Origin of the sequence: Mycobacterium sp. 1465703.0 (assembly GCF_001672975.1) — a bacterium.
In the GTDB taxonomy this organism is placed as follows: Bacteria; Actinomycetota; Actinomycetes; order Mycobacteriales; family Mycobacteriaceae; genus Mycobacterium.
This window is the reverse complement of sequence record NZ_LZKU01000057.1, coordinates 1-18978: the sequence shown is the minus strand read 5'-3', so window position 1 is coordinate 18978 and position 18978 is coordinate 1. Positions and strand designations below refer to the sequence as shown.

General features: G+C 67.3%; 16 protein-coding genes. 6 read left to right on the top strand and 10 right to left on the bottom strand.

Features of this window, described 5'->3' with window-relative positions; all coding sequences use genetic code 11:
- Positions 1-1526 (bottom strand): translation elongation factor 4 (lepA, locus tag A5625_RS05400; RefSeq protein ID WP_082984281.1); only part of this gene is annotated, 1526 nt, incomplete at its 3' end.
- Between the two features lie 141 nt (positions 1527-1667).
- On the opposite strand from lepA, the gene A5625_RS05395 reads away from it, so the two are divergent.
- Entirely contained in the window at positions 1668-2270 is a 603-nt protein-coding gene (locus tag A5625_RS05395) for a type II toxin-antitoxin system PemK/MazF family toxin (protein WP_066989820.1), read from the top strand.
- Positions 2271-2419: 149 nt separating this feature from the next.
- On the opposite strand, the gene A5625_RS05390 is transcribed toward A5625_RS05395, so the two are convergent.
- On the bottom strand, positions 2420-2848 hold the full coding sequence (locus tag A5625_RS05390) for a CBS domain-containing protein (protein ID WP_066989831.1): 429 nt from the start codon (positions 2846-2848) through the stop codon (positions 2420-2422).
- Between the two features lie 169 nt (positions 2849-3017).
- On the opposite strand from A5625_RS05390, the gene A5625_RS05385 reads away from it, so the two are divergent.
- Positions 3018-3860, top strand: a complete 843-nt coding sequence (locus A5625_RS05385; RefSeq protein WP_066989817.1) for a ribonuclease Z — start codon at positions 3018-3020, stop codon at positions 3858-3860.
- A gap of 17 nt (positions 3861-3877) precedes the next feature.
- Here A5625_RS05385 and A5625_RS05380 read toward each other — a convergent pair whose 3' ends face one another.
- The 4 genes from A5625_RS05380 to A5625_RS05365 are packed head-to-tail and all read right to left on the bottom strand — an operon-like array spanning position 3878 to position 8125.
- Positions 3878-4588, bottom strand: coding sequence for a hypothetical protein (locus A5625_RS05380; protein ID WP_082984279.1), 711 nt, complete (start codon positions 4586-4588; stop codon positions 3878-3880).
- A 45-nt stretch (positions 4589-4633) separates the two neighbouring features.
- The gene (locus tag A5625_RS05375; protein WP_066989814.1) at positions 4634-5473 is read right to left on the bottom strand and encodes a transglutaminase family protein; all 840 of its coding nucleotides are present in this window, start codon (positions 5471-5473) and stop codon (positions 4634-4636) included.
- On the bottom strand, positions 5473-6450 hold the full coding sequence (locus A5625_RS05370; protein WP_066989812.1) for an alpha-E domain-containing protein: 978 nt from the start codon (positions 6448-6450) through the stop codon (positions 5473-5475). The genes A5625_RS05375 and A5625_RS05370 overlap by 1 nt, the downstream gene beginning before the upstream one ends.
- A complete protein-coding gene (locus A5625_RS05365) occupies positions 6437-8125 on the bottom strand; it encodes a circularly permuted type 2 ATP-grasp protein (protein WP_066989808.1) in 1689 nt (562 codons plus the stop codon). Before A5625_RS05365 ends, A5625_RS05370 begins: the two co-directional genes overlap by 14 nt.
- Before the next feature lie 144 nt (positions 8126-8269).
- Here A5625_RS05365 and rpsT point away from each other — a divergent pair, with 144 nt between their 5' ends.
- Positions 8270-8530 carry a 30S ribosomal protein S20 gene (gene rpsT / locus A5625_RS05360; protein ID WP_007769864.1) on the top strand — a complete coding sequence of 87 codons (261 nt, stop codon included), beginning with the start codon at positions 8270-8272 and terminating at the stop codon, positions 8528-8530.
- A gap of 15 nt (positions 8531-8545) precedes the next feature.
- Here rpsT and holA read toward each other — a convergent pair whose 3' ends face one another.
- From holA to A5625_RS05345, 3 genes are all read right to left on the bottom strand, one after another.
- Positions 8546-9514, bottom strand: a complete 969-nt coding sequence (gene holA, locus A5625_RS05355) for a DNA polymerase III subunit delta (RefSeq protein ID WP_066989805.1) — start codon at positions 9512-9514, stop codon at positions 8546-8548.
- Between the two features lie 70 nt (positions 9515-9584).
- Positions 9585-11126 (bottom strand): ComEC/Rec2 family competence protein, encoded by a 1542-nt coding sequence (locus A5625_RS05350; protein ID WP_066989802.1) that lies wholly within the window; start codon positions 11124-11126, stop codon positions 9585-9587.
- Between the two features lie 5 nt (positions 11127-11131).
- Positions 11132-11992, bottom strand: coding sequence for a ComEA family DNA-binding protein (locus A5625_RS05345; RefSeq protein ID WP_066989799.1), 861 nt, complete (start codon positions 11990-11992; stop codon positions 11132-11134).
- A gap of 188 nt (positions 11993-12180) precedes the next feature.
- Here A5625_RS05345 and A5625_RS05340 point away from each other — a divergent pair, with 188 nt between their 5' ends.
- The 3 genes from A5625_RS05340 to A5625_RS05330 are packed head-to-tail and all read left to right on the top strand — an operon-like array spanning position 12181 to position 14890.
- Positions 12181-13341: an acyl-CoA dehydrogenase family protein gene (locus tag A5625_RS05340; RefSeq protein WP_066989825.1), complete on the top strand. Its 1161-nt coding sequence runs from the start codon at positions 12181-12183 to the stop codon at positions 13339-13341.
- A 7-nt stretch (positions 13342-13348) separates the two neighbouring features.
- Positions 13349-14455, top strand: coding sequence for an acyl-CoA dehydrogenase family protein (locus A5625_RS05335; RefSeq protein WP_066989796.1), 1107 nt, complete (start codon positions 13349-13351; stop codon positions 14453-14455).
- A gap of 3 nt (positions 14456-14458) precedes the next feature.
- Complete coding sequence (locus tag A5625_RS05330) at positions 14459-14890, top strand: PPOX class F420-dependent oxidoreductase (RefSeq protein ID WP_066989792.1); 432 nt, start codon at positions 14459-14461, stop codon at positions 14888-14890.
- Between the two features lie 91 nt (positions 14891-14981).
- Here A5625_RS05330 and A5625_RS05325 read toward each other — a convergent pair.
- Positions 14982-18978: SDR family NAD(P)-dependent oxidoreductase (locus A5625_RS05325; protein WP_156747949.1), on the bottom strand; the 3997-nt coding region annotated here is incomplete at its 5' end.

Here is an 18978-nt window from a genome sequence, read left to right as displayed (position 1 = left end):
GCGCTGAAGGCGTCGACCGCCTCGCCCTGCAGCAGGATGTCGACCTTGACCAGTTGCGCTTCCTGCTCGCCGGCCTCCTCGTAGTCGAGGCTGGCGTAGCCGCGGGTGCGCGACTTCAGCGAGTCGAAGAAGTCGAAGATGATCTCGCCTAGCGGCATGGTGTAGCGCAGTTCGACCCGTTCGGGTGACAGGTAATCCATGCCGCCCAGCTCGCCGCGGCGCGACTGGCACAGCTCCATGATGGTGCCGATGAATTCGCTCGGCGCGATGATCGTGGTCTTGACCACCGGCTCGTAAACGGTGCGGACCTTGCCGTCCGGCCAGTCCGACGGGTTGGTCACCACGATCTCGGTGTTGTCTTCCTTGATCACCCGATAGACCACGTTGGGCGACGTCGAAATCAGGTCCAGGTTGAACTCTCGCTCCAGGCGCTCACGGGTGATCTCCATGTGCAGCAAACCCAAGAAGCCGCAACGGAATCCGAAGCCCAGCGCCACCGATGTCTCCGGCTCGTAGGTCAGGGCCGCGTCGTTGAGTTGCAACCTGTCCAGCGCGTCACGCAGAACCGGATAGTCGGAACCGTCCACCGGATACAAGCCCGAGTAGACCATCGGCTTGGGTTCGCGGTATCCGGTCAGCGCTTCGGCTGCACCGTGGCGCGCCGTCGTCACGGTGTCACCCACCTTGGATTGGCGGACGTCTTTCACACCGGTGATCAGGTAGCCCACTTCCCCGACGCCCAGGCCCTCGCTGGCCTTCGGTTCGGGCGAGACGATGCCGACTTCGAGCAGTTCGTGGGTGGCACCGGTGGACATCATCGCGATGCGTTCGCGCGGGGTGATCTTGCCGTCGACCACCCGGACGTAGGTCACCACGCCGCGATAGATGTCGTAGACCGAGTCGAAGATCATCGCCCGCAGCGGCGCATCGGCCTTGCCTTGCGGAGGCGGCACCTCGCGCACCACATGATCGAGCAGGTCGGCGACGCCCTCGCCGGTTTTGCCGGAGACGCGCAGCACGTCGCCGGGTTCACAGCCGATGATGTGGGCGATCTCGGCGGCGTAGCGGTCGGGGTCCGCGGCGGGCAGGTCGATCTTGTTCAGCACCGGGATGATGTGCAGGTCCCGGTCCAGCGCCAGGTAGAGGTTGGCCAGAGTCTGCGCTTCGATGCCCTGGGCCGCGTCAACCAGCAACACCGCCCCCTCGCACGCCTCGAGCGCGCGCGACACCTCGTAGGTGAAGTCGACGTGGCCCGGGGTGTCGATCAGGTGCAGCACGTAGTCGGTGTCGGCGACTTTCCACGGCAGCCGCACGTTCTGCGCCTTGATGGTGATCCCGCGCTCGCGCTCGATGTCCATCCGGTCGAGGTATTGGGCACGCATCGACCGCTCGTCGACGACGCCGGTGAGCTGGAGCATCCGGTCGGCCAGCGTGGACTTGCCATGGTCGATGTGGGCGATGATGCAGAAGTTCCGAATCTGCGCCGGCGCGGTGAAGGTCTTGTCGGCGAAACTGCTGATGGGAATCTCCTGGTGTGCTGATGCTCGGCGGGGCGCTGCGCGGCCGTTTCAGGGCGGTTCGCGGGGCATGTCCAGCGTATCTAGGCGCGGCCGCCGGGACCTAGTTGGACACAGTCGCACCCTGGCGCTCGCGTCTATGCTGCGAATATGGCGTCGCCCCGGAAATCCCAGTGGAAGACGTTCCAGCGGTTTGCCGAGAATCTGGTGTTCAGCGGCGCCCCGCGCCTGGTCCGGCACGTGCAGAATTCCCAGACCGTGCTGCGCGAGTTGCAGCAGGCCGTGAAGATCACCGCAAACGTGATCGCCGAGCTGGCGCCGCCGGCTTCGGATGCGCCGGTCAGGGGCCGCCCGGTGACCCGCACCAGCCTGCCCACCGCGCAGCGCGCCCGCAGGCTGGTGTACGCGCCCAGCCTCGACGGCCGGGCCGATCCGGGCGAGATCGTCTGGACGTGGGTGGCCTACGAGGACGATCCCGCCCGCGGCAAAGACCGGCCCGTCCTGGTCGTGGGACGGGACCGCAGCGTCCTGTTGGGGTTGATGGTGTCCAGCCAGGAACGCCACGCTGGCGATCGGGAATGGGTTGGGATCGGTTCAGGCTCTTGGGATTACGAGGGCAGGCCGAGCTGGGTACGGCTGGACCGGGTGCTCGACGTGCCCGAGGAAGGCATTCGCCGCGAGGGCGCCATCCTGGCTCGCGAGATCTTCGATGTGGTGGCCGCCCGGCTGCGCGCCGACTACTCCTGGCGCTAGTAAGGCCCGCCGATGGAGTCCGCCCAACGTGCAACCACGGCGAAAATTCGGCGAGATTTTCGCAGTGAGTGCACGCTCGGCGCAGAAAGCAATCAGCCCCGCCCGGCGACGATGCAGGCCGCATTGCGGCCTGAGGAGGAGTCGGGCAATCAGCCCTGGGTGATGTAGGACTGCAGCTGCCGCTGCTCGGCCTCGAGTTCTTCCAGTCGGCTCTTCACCACGTCACCGATGCTGACGATGCCGATCAGCTTCTTTCCGTCGAGCACCGGCACATGCCGCACCCGGTTCTTGGTCATCAACACGCTGATGGCGTCAACCTCATCGGTCTTGGCGCAAGTGGCCAGCATCGACGTCATGATCTTGGAAACCGGACGAGAGAGCACGCTGGCGCCGTGGGTGTGCAGTTGGCGCACCACGTCGCGCTCCGAAACGATGCCGACCACACCGTCGTCGCCGACCACCACCATGGCGCCGATGTTTTGCTCGCTCAGCCCCGCAAGCAGCTCACGAACCGTTGCGTCCGGGTTGATGGTCACCACCGCCGCGCCTTTGTTGCGCAAAACGTCCGCTATCCGCATCGAGGCCTCCAGCCGGGTTGTGATCCGCTTCACACCAGGCTACGGCTAACTCGCGCGGCGCAAAAGCCACTAAGAGAACCTGCAAACAGATCGTGTCCAACCGGTGAAAGCCGCGCGGATCGGCTGATTGGGGCCACTACCCGCACCGCCGGCTTGCAAGATAGGGGCCATGATCGAGGTGACGCTGCTGGGAACCGGAAGTCCGATCCCCGACCCGAATCGCGCGGGGCCGTCGACTCTGGTGCGGGCCGGCGGCCAGGTGTTCTTGGTGGATTGCGGGCGCGGCGTGCTGCAGCGGGCGGCCGCGGTCGGCGTGGGCGCCGCCGGATTGTCGGCGTTGCTGCTCACCCATTTGCACAGCGACCACATCGGCGACCTCGGCGACGTGTTGATCACGCGTTGGATCAGCACCTTTGCCCCCGACCCCGCGCCGCTACCCATCATCGGGCCGCCCGGCACCGCCGAGGCGGTTGCGGCGACGCTGAACGCGCTCCGCCACGACATCGGCTACCGGATCGCACATCACGCCGATTTGAATGAGCCGCCGGCGGTCGACGTTCGCGAATACACCGAAGGAGCCGTCTGGGACCGCGACGGCGTCTCCATCCGGGTGGCCCCCACCGATCACCGGCCGGTGGCTCCGACCATCGGATTTCGCGTCGACTATCAGGGCGCATCGGTGGTGCTCGCCGGCGACACGGTCCCGTGCGCCGGTCTGGACGAGTTGGCGGCCGGAGCCGGCGCGCTGGTGCACACCGTGATCCGCAAGGACATCGTCGCCACCGTCCCCCAGCAGCGGCTGCAGGACATCTGCGATTACCACTCCTCGGTGGAAGAAGCGGCGGCAACCGCGGCACGCGCCGGAGTGGGCACCCTGGTCATGACGCACTACGTGCCGGCATTGGTGCCCGGACAGGAAGAACAGTGGCGGGCCCTGGCAGCCGGGAAGTTCGACGGGCGCATCGAACTCGGCGACGACCTACACCGGGTCCAGGTCGACGCGCCCTCGTGACGACGACCGGCCGGCGCTCACTGGGATACCGAACCACGTTGCGCCGCATGGGATAGGACAACACCCGCCACCATCAGCCAGGTCAGCGCCAGCACCCGCGCGATCGGCAAAATGACGCCCAGCGCCGGCCAGATCAACACCACGATCGCCGATTCGGCCAGCGCGGCCGTGACCAGACCGAGCCACGCGACTGGTCTGGGCATCAATCCCCGGGTCAGGCCGGGTACCGCGATTCCGGCGACCAACAGTCCCAGCGCGACGATGTGCCCTGGGCCGCCGCTGAGAAAGACCAGCAGGTAGAGGGCCCTGACCAGCGTTGCGGCCGCGGTGATTTCCGGCATTGACAACGTCCAACCCAGCAGCCCGGCCAAACCGAGGGCACCGGCGGCCAAGACGCCGCCGGTCAGCGCGATCGCGGCGGCCCCGGCACCAGCGCCGAGTTGCCTCACTCGGGCACCGGCTGCCGCCGCGTAGATCGCCAGCGGCACCGACGACGCGAACGTCGCGACCGCGATAATGCGCACGGCGACCGGTTGGGCGCGCACGTAGGTCGTGACGGCGCTTGCCGGACCGTAGGGCAACGGCATGACGCCGCCCACGGCGACGCCGATCGCGATGCCGCCGATGAGTAGCCCGATACACAGCAGGGCCAGCGCCGCCAGGGGCGACCCGCGATGTCCGGGCCGGGTCGCCTCGAGCCGAGGTACACCTTCGGCCGAATCGTTCATCCCTGCAACGGTAATCCCGAGTCGACACAGCGCCGGCGACCGGCGCTAGGCGAGGCGGGTCACCTCCACGATCACGTCGAGGTCGGTCGCCCCCTCGCCGGAGTAGATACCCTTCAGCGGAGAAACGTCGGCGTAGTCGCGACCCGCACCCACGCCGACGTACTGCTCGGTGATCTCGGTGTCGTTGGTGGGGTCAAAGCTCCACCACGCGCCCGTCCACGCCTCGATCCAGGCGTGGCTTCGCCCGTCCACGGTGTCGCCGACCACGGCCTCGCGTTTGGGATGCAGGTAGCCCGAGACGTAACGCACCGGAATCCCCATGCTGCGCAACAACATCAGCGACAAATGCACGAAGTCCTGGCAGACGCCCCTGCCCGCTTTGAGCGCGTCTAGCCCGGACGAGTGCACACTGGTGGTCCCCGGAAGGTATTCAAGCTCGTCACGCACCCAATTAGCCGCAGCCACAACCGCTTCGGCCGGTTTGTGGGTCTTGCTGATCTTCTTGCCCACCGACGCCACCCGCTTGCTGGCCGGGGTGTGCTCGGTGGGGCGCAACAGCTCGTCGTAGCGATCGATCACCGCTTCGGATTGCAGGTCGCTCCAGCCCACCTCCGACGTCAGCGGCTCGGCCCGTTCGGTTTCGACGACAGAGGACGACATCACCGTGAGATCGGTGTGGGGTGCGTGCAGGTCGAACGCGGTGACCGCGGTGCCCCAGTAGTCGATGTAGCGGTAAGACCGGGTTGCCGGGATGGTCTCAACCCGGTTGAGGATGACGTTCTGGCGGCTGTTCGACCGCGGCGTCAGCCGTGCCTCGTTATAGGAAGCGGTCACCGGCGACTGGTAGGCGTATCCCGTGGTGTGCACCACTCGCAGCCGCCACATCAGCCGTCCCCTTTCCTGCTGACCAGTCGGGCGCGCTGGCCGGCGTCCGACCAGGCCACCCATGGCGTCACGTGGAAGTACTGCAGCGCCAACGCTTCTCCGACGTCACGGCAGGTTCGCTGCAGCCCCGCCAGACGGCTTTCCAACGATTCCAGCAGCACGCCGGGCTGGACGAACTCCAGTTCGCTGCGAGCCTGGCCGAGCAACCGCTGCGCCTCGGCGGTGGCGCCGATCCGGCTCTGTCGGTTGCGCACCAGTTCGTCGAGGTTGTGTTCGGCCAGCCGTAGCGAATAAAAGACAGAACGCGGAAACAGCCTGTCTAGCAACATGAATTCGACCACTCGGCCGGCGTCCAGCACACCACGGTAGGTGCGCAGATAGGTGTCGTGGGCACCCGCCGAACGCAACAGCGTCACCCACGCCGGGGACGAGGCGCTGTCTCCGACCCGCGACAGCAGCAGCCGCACAGTCATGTCGACTCGTTCGATCGCCCGACCCAGCACCATGAACCGGTAGCCGTCGTCGCGGGACAGCGTCGAGTCGGCCAGGCCGGCGAACATTGCCGCCCGCCGTTCGATGAAGGACAGAAAGTCATGTGGCCCAAGGCGTTTCGCGGCCCGCTCGCGTTCAGGCAGGGCGTGGTAGGTGGTATTGAGGCACTCCCATATCTCGCTCGAGGTCACCTCACGCGCCGACTTCGCGTTCTCGCGCGCCGAGGTGATGGCGTCGACGATCGAGCAGCCACCCTGGGCGTTGGTGCTGTAGGCCACCAAGTCGGTCAACGACCACACGTCCAGGTTGTGCTCGGGCGGATCGATACCGAGCACCCGCAGCAGCAGGCGCGACGCCTGATCCGGGTCGACGCTGGAATCCTCGAGCAACTGGTGCAGCGCCACATCCAGAATGCGTGCGGTGTCGTCGGCGCGTTCGACGTAGCGGCCGATCCAGTAGAGCGCCTCGGCATTACGTGCCAGCATCGGTCACCGCCCTTTGCTGTTGCTGTTGCTCGAGTTGTCCGCGCTGCGGCTGTTCGGTGGGCTGGGGATGTTGCGTCGTCAGCCGCGGCGTGTCGTCCAGCATCGGGTCCGGCATGGACGTCGGCAACGAGCGCACCACCTCCGCCGCCTCGAGCTCATGGTCCCCCGCCGCGGCCCGGGACGCCAGCACCCAGGTGTCCTTCGAACCGCCGCCCTGACTGGAGTTGACCACCCGCGACCCCTCGACCAGGGCCACTCGGCTCAATCCGCCGGGCAGCACCCACACGTCGTCGCCGTCGTTGACGGCGAAGGGCCGCAGATCCACGTAGCGGGGCGCCAGGGTGTTGCCGATCTGCGTCGGCACCGTCGAAAGCTCCATCATCGGCTGGGCGATCCAGCTCCGTGGATCGTCGCGCACCTTCTTGGCGACCGCTGCCAATTCTTTGGCGGAGGCCTCCGGACCGAACACGATGCCGTAGCCGCCGGATCCCTCAACCGGCTTGAGGACCAACTCGTCGATGCGGTCCAGCACTTCTTCGCGTTCGTCGTCCAGCCAGCAGCGCAACGTCTCTACGTTGGCCAGCAGTGGCTTCTCGCCCAGGTAGTACTCGATCATCGTGGGGACATAGGTGTAGACGAGTTTGTCGTCGCCGACGCCGTTGCCGATCGCGCTGGAGATGGAGACGTTGCCGGCGCGGGCGGCGTTGACCAGACCGGCCACCCCCAGCACCGAGTCGGCGCGGAACTGCAGCGGATCCAGAAAGGCGTCGTCGATGCGTCGGTAGATGACGTCGACCTGGCGCTCCCCCTCGGTGGTGCGCATGTACACCTGGTTGTCGCGGCAGAACAGGTCACGGCCTTCGACTAGCTCCACGCCCATCTGACGGGCCAGCAGCGAATGCTCGAAATAAGCCGAGTTGTAGACGCCCGGGGTCAGCACCACCACCGTGGGATCGGCCTCGTTGGTGGCCGCGGAGTTGCGTAGCGCCCGCAGCAGGTGCGGGGCGTAGTCGTCGACCGCGCGCACCCGGTGGGTGGCGAACAGGTTGGGGAAAACGCGCGCCATGGTGCGGCGGTTCTCCATGACATACGACACACCCGATGGCGAGCGCAGGTTGTCTTCCAGGACGCGCCAGACGCCCTTCTCGTCGCGGATCAAATCGATGCCGGCGACATGGATCCGAACGCCGTTGGGCGGCACGATGCCCACCGCCTGGCGGTGGAAGTGCTCGCAGGAAGTGACCAGACGTCGTGGAATGACCCCGTCGTTCAGTATTTCCTGATCGCCATAGACGTCGTCGAGGTACATCTCGAGCGCCTTGACCCGTTGGGTGATGCCCCGTTCCAACCGGGTCCACTCGGCGGCGGAGATGACCCGAGGCACCAAATCCAGCGGAAAGGGCCGCTCCTGGCCCGATAGGGAGAAGGTGATGCCCTGGTCGAGGAAGGCGCGGGACAACGCTTCGGCGCGAGCTTTCAGCTCCGAGGCGTCCGACGGCGCAAGCTCGGCGTAGATGCCCTTGTAGGGGCCGCGCACGGTGCCTTGAGCATCGAACATCTCGTCGAACGCCATGTCGTAGGCATCCGAGGACTCGTTGTATCCGCCGAAGATGCGCTCCGAACGCGCAGCGCGATAACCCCGCTTGGTGTCGGCAAGCTGGTTGCTAAGACTCACTGTTCAGATGCTGCCTCAAATCGACGTTATGGCAGCCCACGTGTTCCCGTTTTGGGAGAAAACGTAACTCACTGATAACCTGGGCAATCGCTGTGGTGATATCCGGCGCCCAACAAAACGTCTAATCGAAGAAGGAACTCCAGCGTGGCCAACATCAAGTCGCAGCAGAAGCGCAACAAGACGAACGAGCGCGCTCGCCTGCGCAACAAGTCGGTGAAGTCGTCGCTGCGCACTGCTGTCCGCGCGTTCCGCGAAGCTGCCCACGCCGGCGACAAAGAGAAGGCCGCCGAGTTGCTGGTGTCGACCAACCGGAAGCTGGACAAGGCAGCCAGCAAGGGCGTGATCCACAAGAACCAGGCCGCAAACAAGAAGTCGGCGCTGGCGCAGGCCCTCAACAAGATCTGAGACGACGCCCGCACCTCAGCGGTTGCGCTGAGCGGCCAGTTCGGCAACCTGTCTGACCGCGGATTCCAGCGCGTAGTCGGCATCCGCGACCGCTCCTTTGACGTTCGCGTTGAGCGCGGCCACCACCTTCATCGCCGTCGCCACCGAGTCACGCGACCAGCGCCGAGCCTGCTTCTGCGCCTTCTGCACCCGCCAGGGCGGCATCCCCAGCTGTGACGCCAGCCGGTAGGGATCGCCGGACAGCGGACCAACCCGACCGATCGTGTGGATCGCTTCGGCCAGCGCATCGGCCAGCACCACCAGGGGTTCCCCCCGCATCATTGCCCAGCGCAACGCCTCGGCGGCTCCTTCGATGTCGCCCGCCACCGCTTTGTCGGCGATGTCGAAGCCCTTCACCTCGGCCTTACCGCTGTGATAGCGCCGCACCGCGGCCGCATCGACCACCCCGCCGGTGTCGGCGACCAACTGGGAGCAGGCTGAGGCCAACTCCCGGAGATCGGAACCGACCGAATCCAGCATCGCGGTCACCGTCTCCTCGTCGGCCTTGACCCGCAGGCCACGAAACTCCTTGCGGACGAAATCGACGCGCTCGCTGAACTTGGTGATCCGCGCGCACGAATGCACCTGGGCGCCAAGGGACTGCAGTTCGGTGGCCAGCGCCTTGGCTCGCCCACCGCCTGAGTGCACGACGATTAGCACGACGCCCGTCGGCATGTCGCTCGCGGCCGAAACAATCACCGCTGCAGCGTCTTTGCCGGCTTCGCCGGCGGCCTCCAGCACGACGATGCGTTCGTCGGCGAACAGTGACGGACTCAACAGCTCGGCGAGCTCATAGGTGCTGACGTCGCCCGCCCGCATCCGGTTGACCGGAACGTCGTCGGTGCCGGCCCGTTTCCGTGCCAACCGCAGCACGTCGGCTACCGCCCGCTCGACCAGCAGTTCCTCGTCTCCCAGGACAAGATGCAACGGCGAAACCTCGCTCACCCCACGATGGTGTCACGCGGCACCGACCACGCCGCTCGGGGATCGGCAGCCCGACACCGCGTCCGGCGTGCTATTCCAGTCCGGATAGCGCCCAGGCCAGCCCGACGAGCGCTGCCACTCCCGCCACCACGCGGAACGGCCGCCACCGCCAGCACATCACCACTAGCACCGTGACGCCGCCGACGATCAGCGTGCCGGCCATGCCCTCGGGGACCGCCACCGTCGCGCCGGGCATGGTGGCCGCCCGGTGAGCGACGCCATCCACCCACCACAACTCGGGACCGGTGAACCGGATCAGCAGTCGCGCCGCCGCCGGCCATATCGGACAGAGCGCCGCCGCCGCGGTGCCGAACACCGTGATCGGCGCAATCACGGCGGCCACCACTAGATTCGCCAGCGCGGCCACCACGCTGAAACGGCCGGAGATCGCCGCAACCACGGGCGCCGTTACCACCTGCGCCGCCCAGGCGACGGCCAGCGCGTCGGCGAGCGGCTTGGGCCACCCCTTACCTACTAGGCGACGCGACCAGACCGGCGCGATGACGATCAGCCCGGCGGTGGCGAGAACCGACAGCGCGAACCCGACATCGACGGCCAGCGCAGGGGCGACGGCCAGCAATACCAGCACGGTGCCGGACAGTGCCGGAATGGCTTGTCGCCGACGGGAAATCAGCATCCCGGCCAACGCGATGGCGCCCATCACCGCCGCTCGCAACACACTTGCCGTCGGCTGCACCACGATGACGAAGCCCACCAGCGCCAGCGCGGCAAGCACGACGGCCATCCGAGGACCGATCAAGCGCGCCGAGAACAGCACGGCCGCACACACAATCGTCACGTTGGCGCCCGATACGGCCATCAGGTGCGTCATGCCGGCCGCGCGAAAATCGCGGCTGGTTTCGTTCGGTACCGCCGAGGTGTCACCGAGCACCAGCGCGGGCAGCATCGCTGCTTGATCGCCGGGCAGCGTGTCGCGGACGGCGGCGGCGAATCGGCTGCGCACCCTGTGCGCGGCAGATTGCACGGCGCTTGCGGTGCCCACAGTCGGCGGCCCCGAGGCGTTGAGCACGGCGACGGTCAGGTCGCGACGGGCCGGACGGCTGATGCGCGCGGTGAATTGCACCGGCTGGCCCACCAGCACAGCACCGAAATCCGAGGCGCGTGCGAAAACCACCACCCGGCCGGATATTTGCGCGGCGCGCAGGCGTTGTAGGTTGGCCCGAAACATCAGCCGGCTACTGCCCAGCGGCACCGGGCTCTCGGTGGGGGTGACCGTGACCGGAGCGCTGCTGCCGAAGGCCGCGGTGATCGGGTGGTGCACGACCGCGTCGGTGCGCAGCGCGATGGCCAGGCCGTACCCCGTTCCCACCACACCGACCGCCGCCAGGCCGGCGCTGACCGCGCCGAGCAACGTCTTCCGGTCCGGCCGGCGCACGGCATGCCATGCCAGCGCACCCGATGCGACGATCACCACGACGCAGCACCAGGCGAAGGTCCGGCCGGCCGTCCACCAGATTCCGCCGGCGGTCACCACCCAACAGGTCAACGCCGCCGGCACCAGGCGCACATCGACATGCCCCGTGGGCGATTCGCCCGGACCGCGATGCGGCATCGGCGTCAGACACGGACCAGGGCACGCAGCTTCTCCAACCGAGCCGGCCCTATCCCCTCGACATCGGCGAGCTGGTCGACGCTGGTGAATTTGCCGTTGGCCTGCCGCCACGCCACGATCGCGGCGGCGGTGACCGGCCCGACGCCAGGCAGAGCGTCGAGTTCTTCGACCGTCGCGGTGTTCAGGTCGACCGTCTGGCCCGGCTTCGGCTTGACCGCCCCCGGACCGGACGGCGCTGGTCGCGACGTCGGTGTCGGTCCGGCGGCCACCGAGCTGCCCAGCGCCGTCGGCTGCCCCGGAACAGGAGCGAGACCTACCACGATCTGCTCACCGTCACCCAGCGGTCGGGCCATGTTCAGTCCGATGGTGTCCGCGCCGTTCACCGCCCCGCCGGCGGCTTGCAGCGCATCGGCGACGCGTGCGCCCGGCGCCAGGGTCACCAGGCCGGGCGTGTGTACCAGGCCGACCACGCTGACCACCACCGGGCGGTCGGGGCTCGGCGGCTGAGGGGCGCCGGGACTCGCCGACGACCTGGCGACCGACACCTTCTCCACCGGTGGCAGCTTGGCTGACATGACCGGCGCCGGCCGGTCGCGTAGCAGCGTGAAAACCGTGACCAGCACCGCCAGCGCCGCCACGATGGCCAGCCCGATGGCACCGGCGCGTCCGGGATCCGCACGCACCCTGGCCACCCAGCCCCGATTCTGCGACGAGTCGGGAAGCCACCGGGGCAGCAGCGAATTCTGGTCGTCATCCGGGGAGTCCGTTGAGGCCGATCCGGCGTCCTCAGGCTCGGCGTGCGCATCGGGCTGCGGTTCCGCGTTGAGCCGTCGCTGCAGGCGCTCCGCCGGAAGTTCTGTTCGCATGCGCCGACGGTAGGCCCGCGGACCGCCGCAACAACACCGCTCAACCGCGATTTGTGGATTAACCCGAGGCTGTGCACAGAGCCTGCGAGGGATGGGTCAAGATGGAGGTCGAGCGAACGACCGGCATCGCCAGAAAGCAGCTCTGGGCGGTGGGTCGCCACGGTCACCCCGAAACGAAGGAGGCTGCCATGCAACTGGCGCTCACGCCCGAGGAAGCCGCGTTCCGCGACGAACTTCGCACCATCTACACCACCAAGATTCCGGAGGAGGTGCGCGAGCGGGTGCGCCGTGGCTCGGCGGAAGTGAACCACCAGGACATCGTCACCAGCCACAAGATCCTGCACGAGCACGGCCTGGCGGTACCGAACTGGCCGGTCGAGTGGGGCGGCAAGGACTGGACACCGACCCAGCACCAGATCTGGGCCGACGAGATGCAGTTGGCGTGTGTCCCGGAGCCGCTGAACTTCAACACCAAGATGGTGGGCCCGGTGATCGCCGAATTCGGTTCGGAGGAGGTCAAACAACGCTTCCTGCCCCCCACCGCCAGCCTCGACATCTGGTGGTGCCAAGGATTCTCCGAGCCCGAGGCGGGTTCGGACCTGGCGTCGCTGCGGACCACCGCGGTCCGGGACGGCGACAACTACGTCGTCAACGGCCAGAAGACCTGGACCACACTGGGTCAGTACGCGGACTGGATCTTCTGCCTGGTCCGCACCGACCCGCAAGCGCCCAAGCGGCAGGCCGGCATCTCCTTTCTGCTGTTCGACATGAAAACGCCGGGCGTCACCCTGCGGCCCATCAAGACCATCGACGGCGGCCACGAGATCAACGAGGTTTTCTTCGAAGACGTCCGGGTGCCCGCCAATCAGCTTGTCGGGGAAGAGAATCAGGGCTGGACGTACGCGAAATTCCTGCTGGGCAATGAACGCACCGGCATCGCCGGCGTGGGCCGGACCAAGGTGCGTCTGGCCGAGGTGAAGAAGCACGCCGCAGAGACCGGGGTGCTCAAGGATCCGCTGTTCGCCGCCCGGCTGGCCGAGGCCGAAAACGAGCTTCTGGCACTGGAACTCACCCAATCGCGAGTGGTCACTGACTCCGCAGACGGACAGCCCAACCCGGCGTCTTCGGTGCTCAAGCTGCGTGGCAGCCAGTTGCAGCAGGCGGCCACCGAACTGCTCGTCGAAGTAGCCGGACCCGATGCGCTGCCGGTCGACGGCGAGGACATCTCATCGCCGTCCTGGGCGCAACACAGTGCGCCGCACTACCTCAACTACCGCAAGACATCGATCTACGGCGGCAGCAGCGAGGTGCAGCGCAACATCATCGCGTCGACGATTCTGGGATTGTGAGGCAGCCATGGACTTTCAATTGAGCGACGAGCAGGGTCTGCTCCGCGACACCACCCGCGACCTCTTGTCGCGCACCTATGACCCCGAAAGCCGCAACAAGATCATCGGCTCCGATCTCGGCTGGAGCCGCGAGGTCTGGAACCAGCTCGCCGACACCGGGATTCTCGGTCTGGGCTTCGAGCCGGAGGAGTCCGGCCAGATCGAGATCATGGTGGTGCTCACCGAGGTCGGGCGGCGGCTGGCCCCCGAACCGGTCCTGCACGCCGCGTTGGGTCCCGGCGCGCTGATCGCCGAGTTGGGCAGCGCTGAGCAGAAGCAACTGCTCGACGAGGTCGCCGGCGGACAGCGGCTGCTGGCGTTCGCTCACCTCGAGCCGGGCCAGCGCAACCCATCCGCCGAGGTGGCCACCAAGGCTGCCCAGCAAGGTGATTCGTGGACCTTGAGTGGGCGGAAGAACCCGGTGCTCGCCGGGGATTGCGCCGACACATTGGTGGTCAGCGCCGCCTTGCCGAACGGCGGCACCGGCCTGTTCCTGGTCGATGCGGCATCGGTGACCCGGCACCCGTACAAGACATTTGACGGGCAGCGCGGCGCCCAGATCGATCTGGACTCCACTCCCGCCGAGCCCCTCGGCGAAGCCGTCGACGCATCAAAGGCCGTGAGCGACGCCATCATTCGCATCCAGTCGGCGTTGTGCGCCGAAGCCCTGGGGGCAATGGAAGAATCGCTGCGCCTGACCACTGATTACCTCAAGACCCGCAAGCAGTTCGGCGTCACGCTCAACAAATTCCAGGCGCTCACGCAGCGCGCGGCCGACATGTACGTCTCGCTGGAATTGGCCCGCAGCATGACCCTGTACGCCGGCATGTCGATCGCCGACGGCAACATCGACCCGGTGATCGCCTCGCGCGCCAAGTTGCAGATCGGCCGCTCGGGCCGGCACATCGCGCAGGAGTCGGTCCAAATGCACGGCGGCATCGGTGTGACGGCGGAATATCCGGTCAGCCACTACGCGGCCCGGCTCACCGCGATCGAACACACGCTGGGCACCTCAGGTGAGCACCTGCACAACCTGATCGACCACCTCGGCGACTACGACCTGGTCCGCCTCTAGCGCATGGCCGAGCCCGCGGAGCTGACCGAGAAGGTCATCGAGTTCCTGTCGGCCGGCACCCGCACCGGGATGCTCGGTTATGTCGCCGCCGACGGCCGGCCGCTGGTCGCCCCGGTCTGGTTCGTCGTCGACGACGGGCAGTTGGCGTTCAACACCGGACGAGATACCTCGAAAGGCCGTGCGCTGGCGCGTGATCCGCGAGTTGTGATCTGCGTCGACGACCCCCATCCACCGTATTCGTTTGTCCAGGTGCAGGGTGTGGCGACCGTCAGCGAGGATCCGCAGGACGTGCTCGACATCGCCACCCGCACCGGTGGCCGCTACATGGGCGCCGACCGCGCCGACGAATTCGGCCGCCGCAACGCCGTTCCCGGCGAACTGGTGGTGCGGGTGCGGCCGACCAAAGTCAACGCCGGATTCGATATCAGCGACTGAGCGTTCACCGGGCCCAGCGTCGAGTTGTTGGGCCGCCGCGCCGTCCTTCCGCGCCACAGGTCGACGTTCGCGGGAGCCGTACCCGCGCACATCACGACGGCTCTGGTGCCGCAACCGATTCCGCTTCGTCCGATGGCGGGAGCGGTTCCGAGTCCGCATCGGGTAGCTGACTAACCAGATATTCGGCGAGCCCACCGATGGTCGGGTAGTCGAAGACCGCCGTCGCGTTGATGGTGAACTTGCCGCCGAACTGACTGTGCAGCCGGTTGCGGAGCTCGATCGCCATCAACGAATCCGTACCCAGGTCCAGGAACCGGCTGCTTGCGGCCGGCGGCGACGCGAGTCGCAGGAAGTTCTGCACCTCGCGCTGCAGGAATTCGGTCACGAAGCCCGCGCGCTGCGGCACCGGAATCTCCATCAGCGCCTTGAGCAATTCGCTGTCACCGCTGACCTCGCCGACGGCACTGGGCAGCACCAGGTCGAGGATCGGCGGACGCGAACTGCCGAGCACCTTGGCGGCACGCTGCCAGTTGGCCTTCAGCACGGTGGCCTGGCCGGTTCCATTCGCGACGACCTCGGCGAGGGCACCAAGCGCCGCCGATGGTTCCAGCGGAATAAGGCCCTGCGCACTGATATTGGCGGTCGCGGCCTCCGAGGAGGCCATGCCGCCTTGGGCCCAGGGACCAAAGTTGACCCCGGTGGCGGGTAGTCCTCGGGCCCGTCGCTGGGCCACCAGGCCGTCGAGCAGCGCATTGGCGGCCGCGTAGTTGGACTGACCGGGCGAACCGAACAAGCTCGACACCGACGATGACACGATAAAGAAGTCCAGCTCGTCGTCCTTGGTCAGCCTGTCCAGATGGCAGGCGCCGAACGCCTTGGGCGCCAACGTCTTCCGGAATCGCTCCAGGTCCTGCTGGCCCAGCAGCGCGTCGTCGAGCACACCGGCGAGATGCGCCACACCGGCGAGCGGTGGCAACTCCGCGCGGATCCGCGCCAACAGCTCCTTCACCTGGGACTCCTCGCCGACGTCGGCGGTGAACACGTGGATGCGGGTCTTGTAGCGCTCGGTGATCTCGTCGATCGTCCGCTGCGCGCCCGCATCCGGTGCGCGCCGGCTGGTCAGCACCAGATCGCCGGCGCCGAGCTGGGCCAGGTACGACGCGGTGTGTAGACCGATCGCCCCCAGACCGCCGGTGATCAGGTAGCTCCGATCGGCCTTCGGCTGCAACGGGTTCGAGATTTGTACCACGATCTTGCCGATGTGCCGCGCCTGCTGCATGCGGCGGAACGCGGTCCTGGCCTCGGTCAGCGGGTAGATCTCCGCGGGCAGCGGCGTCCACTCACCCTTGCCCAAGCCCTCCGACACCTCTGTGAGTAAGTCGCGGATGCGATCGGGCTCGGTGAACATCACCGTGTCCAACGCGACGATCTCGTAGGCGATGTCGGGTCGGGCCTCGGCCATCTGCTCCGTCGACCAGATGTCGCGCTTGGCGATCTCGGCGAAGCGGCCGTTGTGGGCGGTGGCCCGCAGCGTCGCCTCGATGAAACCTTCGCCGGTGAGGCTGTTGAGCACCACGTCCACCCCCGCGCCATCGGTGTCCGCCAGGATCTGATCGGCGAAGTCCGTTGTGCGCGAGTCGTAGACGTACTTGACTCCCAGTTGGCGCAGCGTCGCACGTTTGAACGTGCTGGCCGTGGCGAAGACGGTGGCGCCCCGCGCCTGTGCCATCTGGCAGGCCGCCAGGCCCACACCGCCGCTGGCCGCGTGGATCAGCACCTTGTCGCCGGGCTTAAGCTGCGCCCAGTCGAACGACAGACGCACCGTCAACGCCGCGGCGGGGATGGTCGCGGCCTCCACCGCGCTGATCCCGTCCGGGATCGGCGCCAGGAACTGTGCAGGCGCGTTGAATCGGCTGGAGAACGCGCCCTGCATAGAGCCGTAGACACGCTGGCCCATTTCGACTCCGCTCACGCCCTCACCCAACTGGGTGACGACGCCGGCGAAGTCGCCGCCGATCGGGCCCGGATCGCCCGGGTAGAGACCGAGGACGTTGAGCACGTCGCGGAAGTTGAGTCCGGCGGCCTCCACCCGCACCTGCACGTAGCCGGACTCCGGAGCAGGCACGTCCTTCTCGGTGATGCGCAGGTTGTCGATCGCGCCGCGTTCGCTGGGCGCCAGTACGTAGTCACCCGCGCGCGGCACCGTGAGGTGACCGCTGCGCGCCCATGGCAGCAACCGGGACGCCAGCAGCTTTCCTTGTCGCACAGCGAGTTCCGGTTCGTCCGCCGGGGTAGCCAACAAGTTGGCCAGCGCCTGCACGGCCTCGGGTGACCCGTCGCAATCAAGCAACCTGGTGCCCAGCGCCGGTTCCTCGTTGATGGTGGTGCGCCCGAATCCCCACAGCGCCGCCTGCACCGGGTCGACCGGTTCACCGGATTCGGTCGCAACGGCCCTCTCGGTGACGATCCACAGTCCCCCAGGCAGTTTCACGCCACCGCCCTGCACCACGTGCACGGCGCTGAGCAGATTGGCGACCTCGGTCTCGAGGCGCGCCGTGATTTCCGCACTCGACTCTTCCCCGTTCGGCGCCTGGGTGCGCCAGACCACACCGGAGAACGGCAGCCCGCGCTCGGCAGCCTGAGTCAGCACCTGCCCCAACGGCTCCGGATCGATGGCGCGGTCGAGCGAGATGCAGCCCGGCACCTTGGCGGCCAGTTCGTCGAATCCGGCGATCAGCCAGGTGCCGCTGATCTTTCCGGCTTCTTCGCCCGATGGCGCCGGCACCTCGTGCCAGCCGAGGGTGTACAGCAGCCGGGTGGCATCGCCGCCGAGCCCGCGCAGCAGCGCCTCGCGCGGTGCGCGTTTGACCGTGAACTCCCGAATCCCACCCAGCTGACGGCCATCCCGGTCCACGAAATCGAGGTCGAAGACCTGGGTTTCGCTGTTGAGTTCGCTGCTGTGCCACCGCGCACGGCAGTAGAACCGCCGGGGCATCTTCTCCCGCAACATCGCTTGCCCGTACCGCAGCGGCAGGAACAGGTCGTTGACGCCCTGTTCGGCGGCCAGCAGCGCAGGGAACGCGGGGAAGGCCACCCCGGTGCACAGGTCCATCAGCACCGGGTGCATTGGCTCGCTGCCGAGTTGTTCCGCGAGTTCCGCACCGACGAGAATGTCGCCGACCGCCTCGCCGTCACCGAGCCACAGCGACTTGAGGGAACCGGACCAGGTCGGTCCCCAGGCCAGCTCCAAGTCGGCGAAGGTCTCGAACAACTCCTGGGGACGCATGCGGTTCAGTCGCTCGAGCTCTTCGTCGATCGGATCACCGTCGGATAACGGCTCGTCGGTGGCGTCGTCCACGCCGGCGACCACCGTACCTTCGGCGTTCAACGACCACTCGGCGCCGCGTTCCCCGTAGGGACGGCTGTGCACCTGGAAGGTGAATTCTCGGCCGTCCTGCAGTGGGTGCAAGGTCAGCTGCACCTCGCGAGAACTCTTCTCCGGCAAGATGATCGGCTCATAGAAGAAGACGTCCTTTGCCCGTGCGGGAGTGCCGACCGCGGCCAACGCCATCGCCGCGTAGGTCGCCCCGGGCACGACGACGGTGCCGTAGATGACGTGATCGGATAGCCACGGCTGCGATTTGACGGACAACCTGCTGGTGTAGACGCAGTCGCCCGAGGCGAGATCTTTCGCGCTGCCGAGGATGCCCGAAGACGGACCGGCCCCGCCGTCGACGGCGATGCTGGCTGTCTTGGGCCAAAACCGGCGGCGCTGGAACGGATAGGTGGGCAGTTCGATGCTGCGACGCGGCCGACCAAGCAGCGCAGCGAAATCCGGGCGATGGCCGCCGACGTAGGCCGCGGCCAGCGCGTCGGCGATCTGGCGCCGATCACCGACGCCCTTGCGCAGCGAGACGATCGCCCGCGGTGCGGTCAGGTGCTCCGGCCAGACTTGCACCGCGGCACCGGTCAACACCGGTTGCGGGCCGATCTCCATCAACACCGAGCAGCCCAGCGCCGCCGCGGTGCGCACGCTTTCGGCGAACTGCACCGGCTGCCGGGAATGGCGCCGCCAGTACGCCGCGTCG

Bases quoted from the DNA above. Each gene is read 5' to 3' on its own strand.
- A5625_RS05395 (WP_066989820.1), top strand. From the start codon at position 1,668: ATGGCGTCGCCCCGGAAATCCCAGTGGAAGACGTTCCAGCGGTTTGCC.
- A5625_RS05390 (WP_066989831.1), bottom strand. From the start codon at position 2,848: ATGCGGATAGCGGACGTTTTGCGCAACAAAGGCGCGGCGGTGGTGACC.
- A5625_RS05385 (WP_066989817.1), top strand. From the start codon at position 3,018: ATGATCGAGGTGACGCTGCTGGGAACCGGAAGTCCGATCCCCGACCCG.
- A5625_RS05380 (WP_082984279.1), bottom strand. From the start codon at position 4,588: ATGAACGATTCGGCCGAAGGTGTACCTCGGCTCGAGGCGACCCGGCCC.
- A5625_RS05375 (WP_066989814.1), bottom strand. From the start codon at position 5,473: ATGTGGCGGCTGCGAGTGGTGCACACCACGGGATACGCCTACCAGTCG.
- A5625_RS05370 (WP_066989812.1), bottom strand. From the start codon at position 6,450: ATGCTGGCACGTAATGCCGAGGCGCTCTACTGGATCGGCCGCTACGTC.
- A5625_RS05350 (WP_066989802.1), bottom strand. From the start codon at position 11,126: ATGCCGCATCGCGGTCCGGGCGAATCGCCCACGGGGCATGTCGATGTG.
- A5625_RS05345 (WP_066989799.1), bottom strand. From the start codon at position 11,992: ATGCGAACAGAACTTCCGGCGGAGCGCCTGCAGCGACGGCTCAACGCG.
- A5625_RS05340 (WP_066989825.1), top strand. From the start codon at position 12,181: ATGCAACTGGCGCTCACGCCCGAGGAAGCCGCGTTCCGCGACGAACTT.
- A5625_RS05335 (WP_066989796.1), top strand. From the start codon at position 13,349: ATGGACTTTCAATTGAGCGACGAGCAGGGTCTGCTCCGCGACACCACC.
- A5625_RS05330 (WP_066989792.1), top strand. From the start codon at position 14,459: ATGGCCGAGCCCGCGGAGCTGACCGAGAAGGTCATCGAGTTCCTGTCG.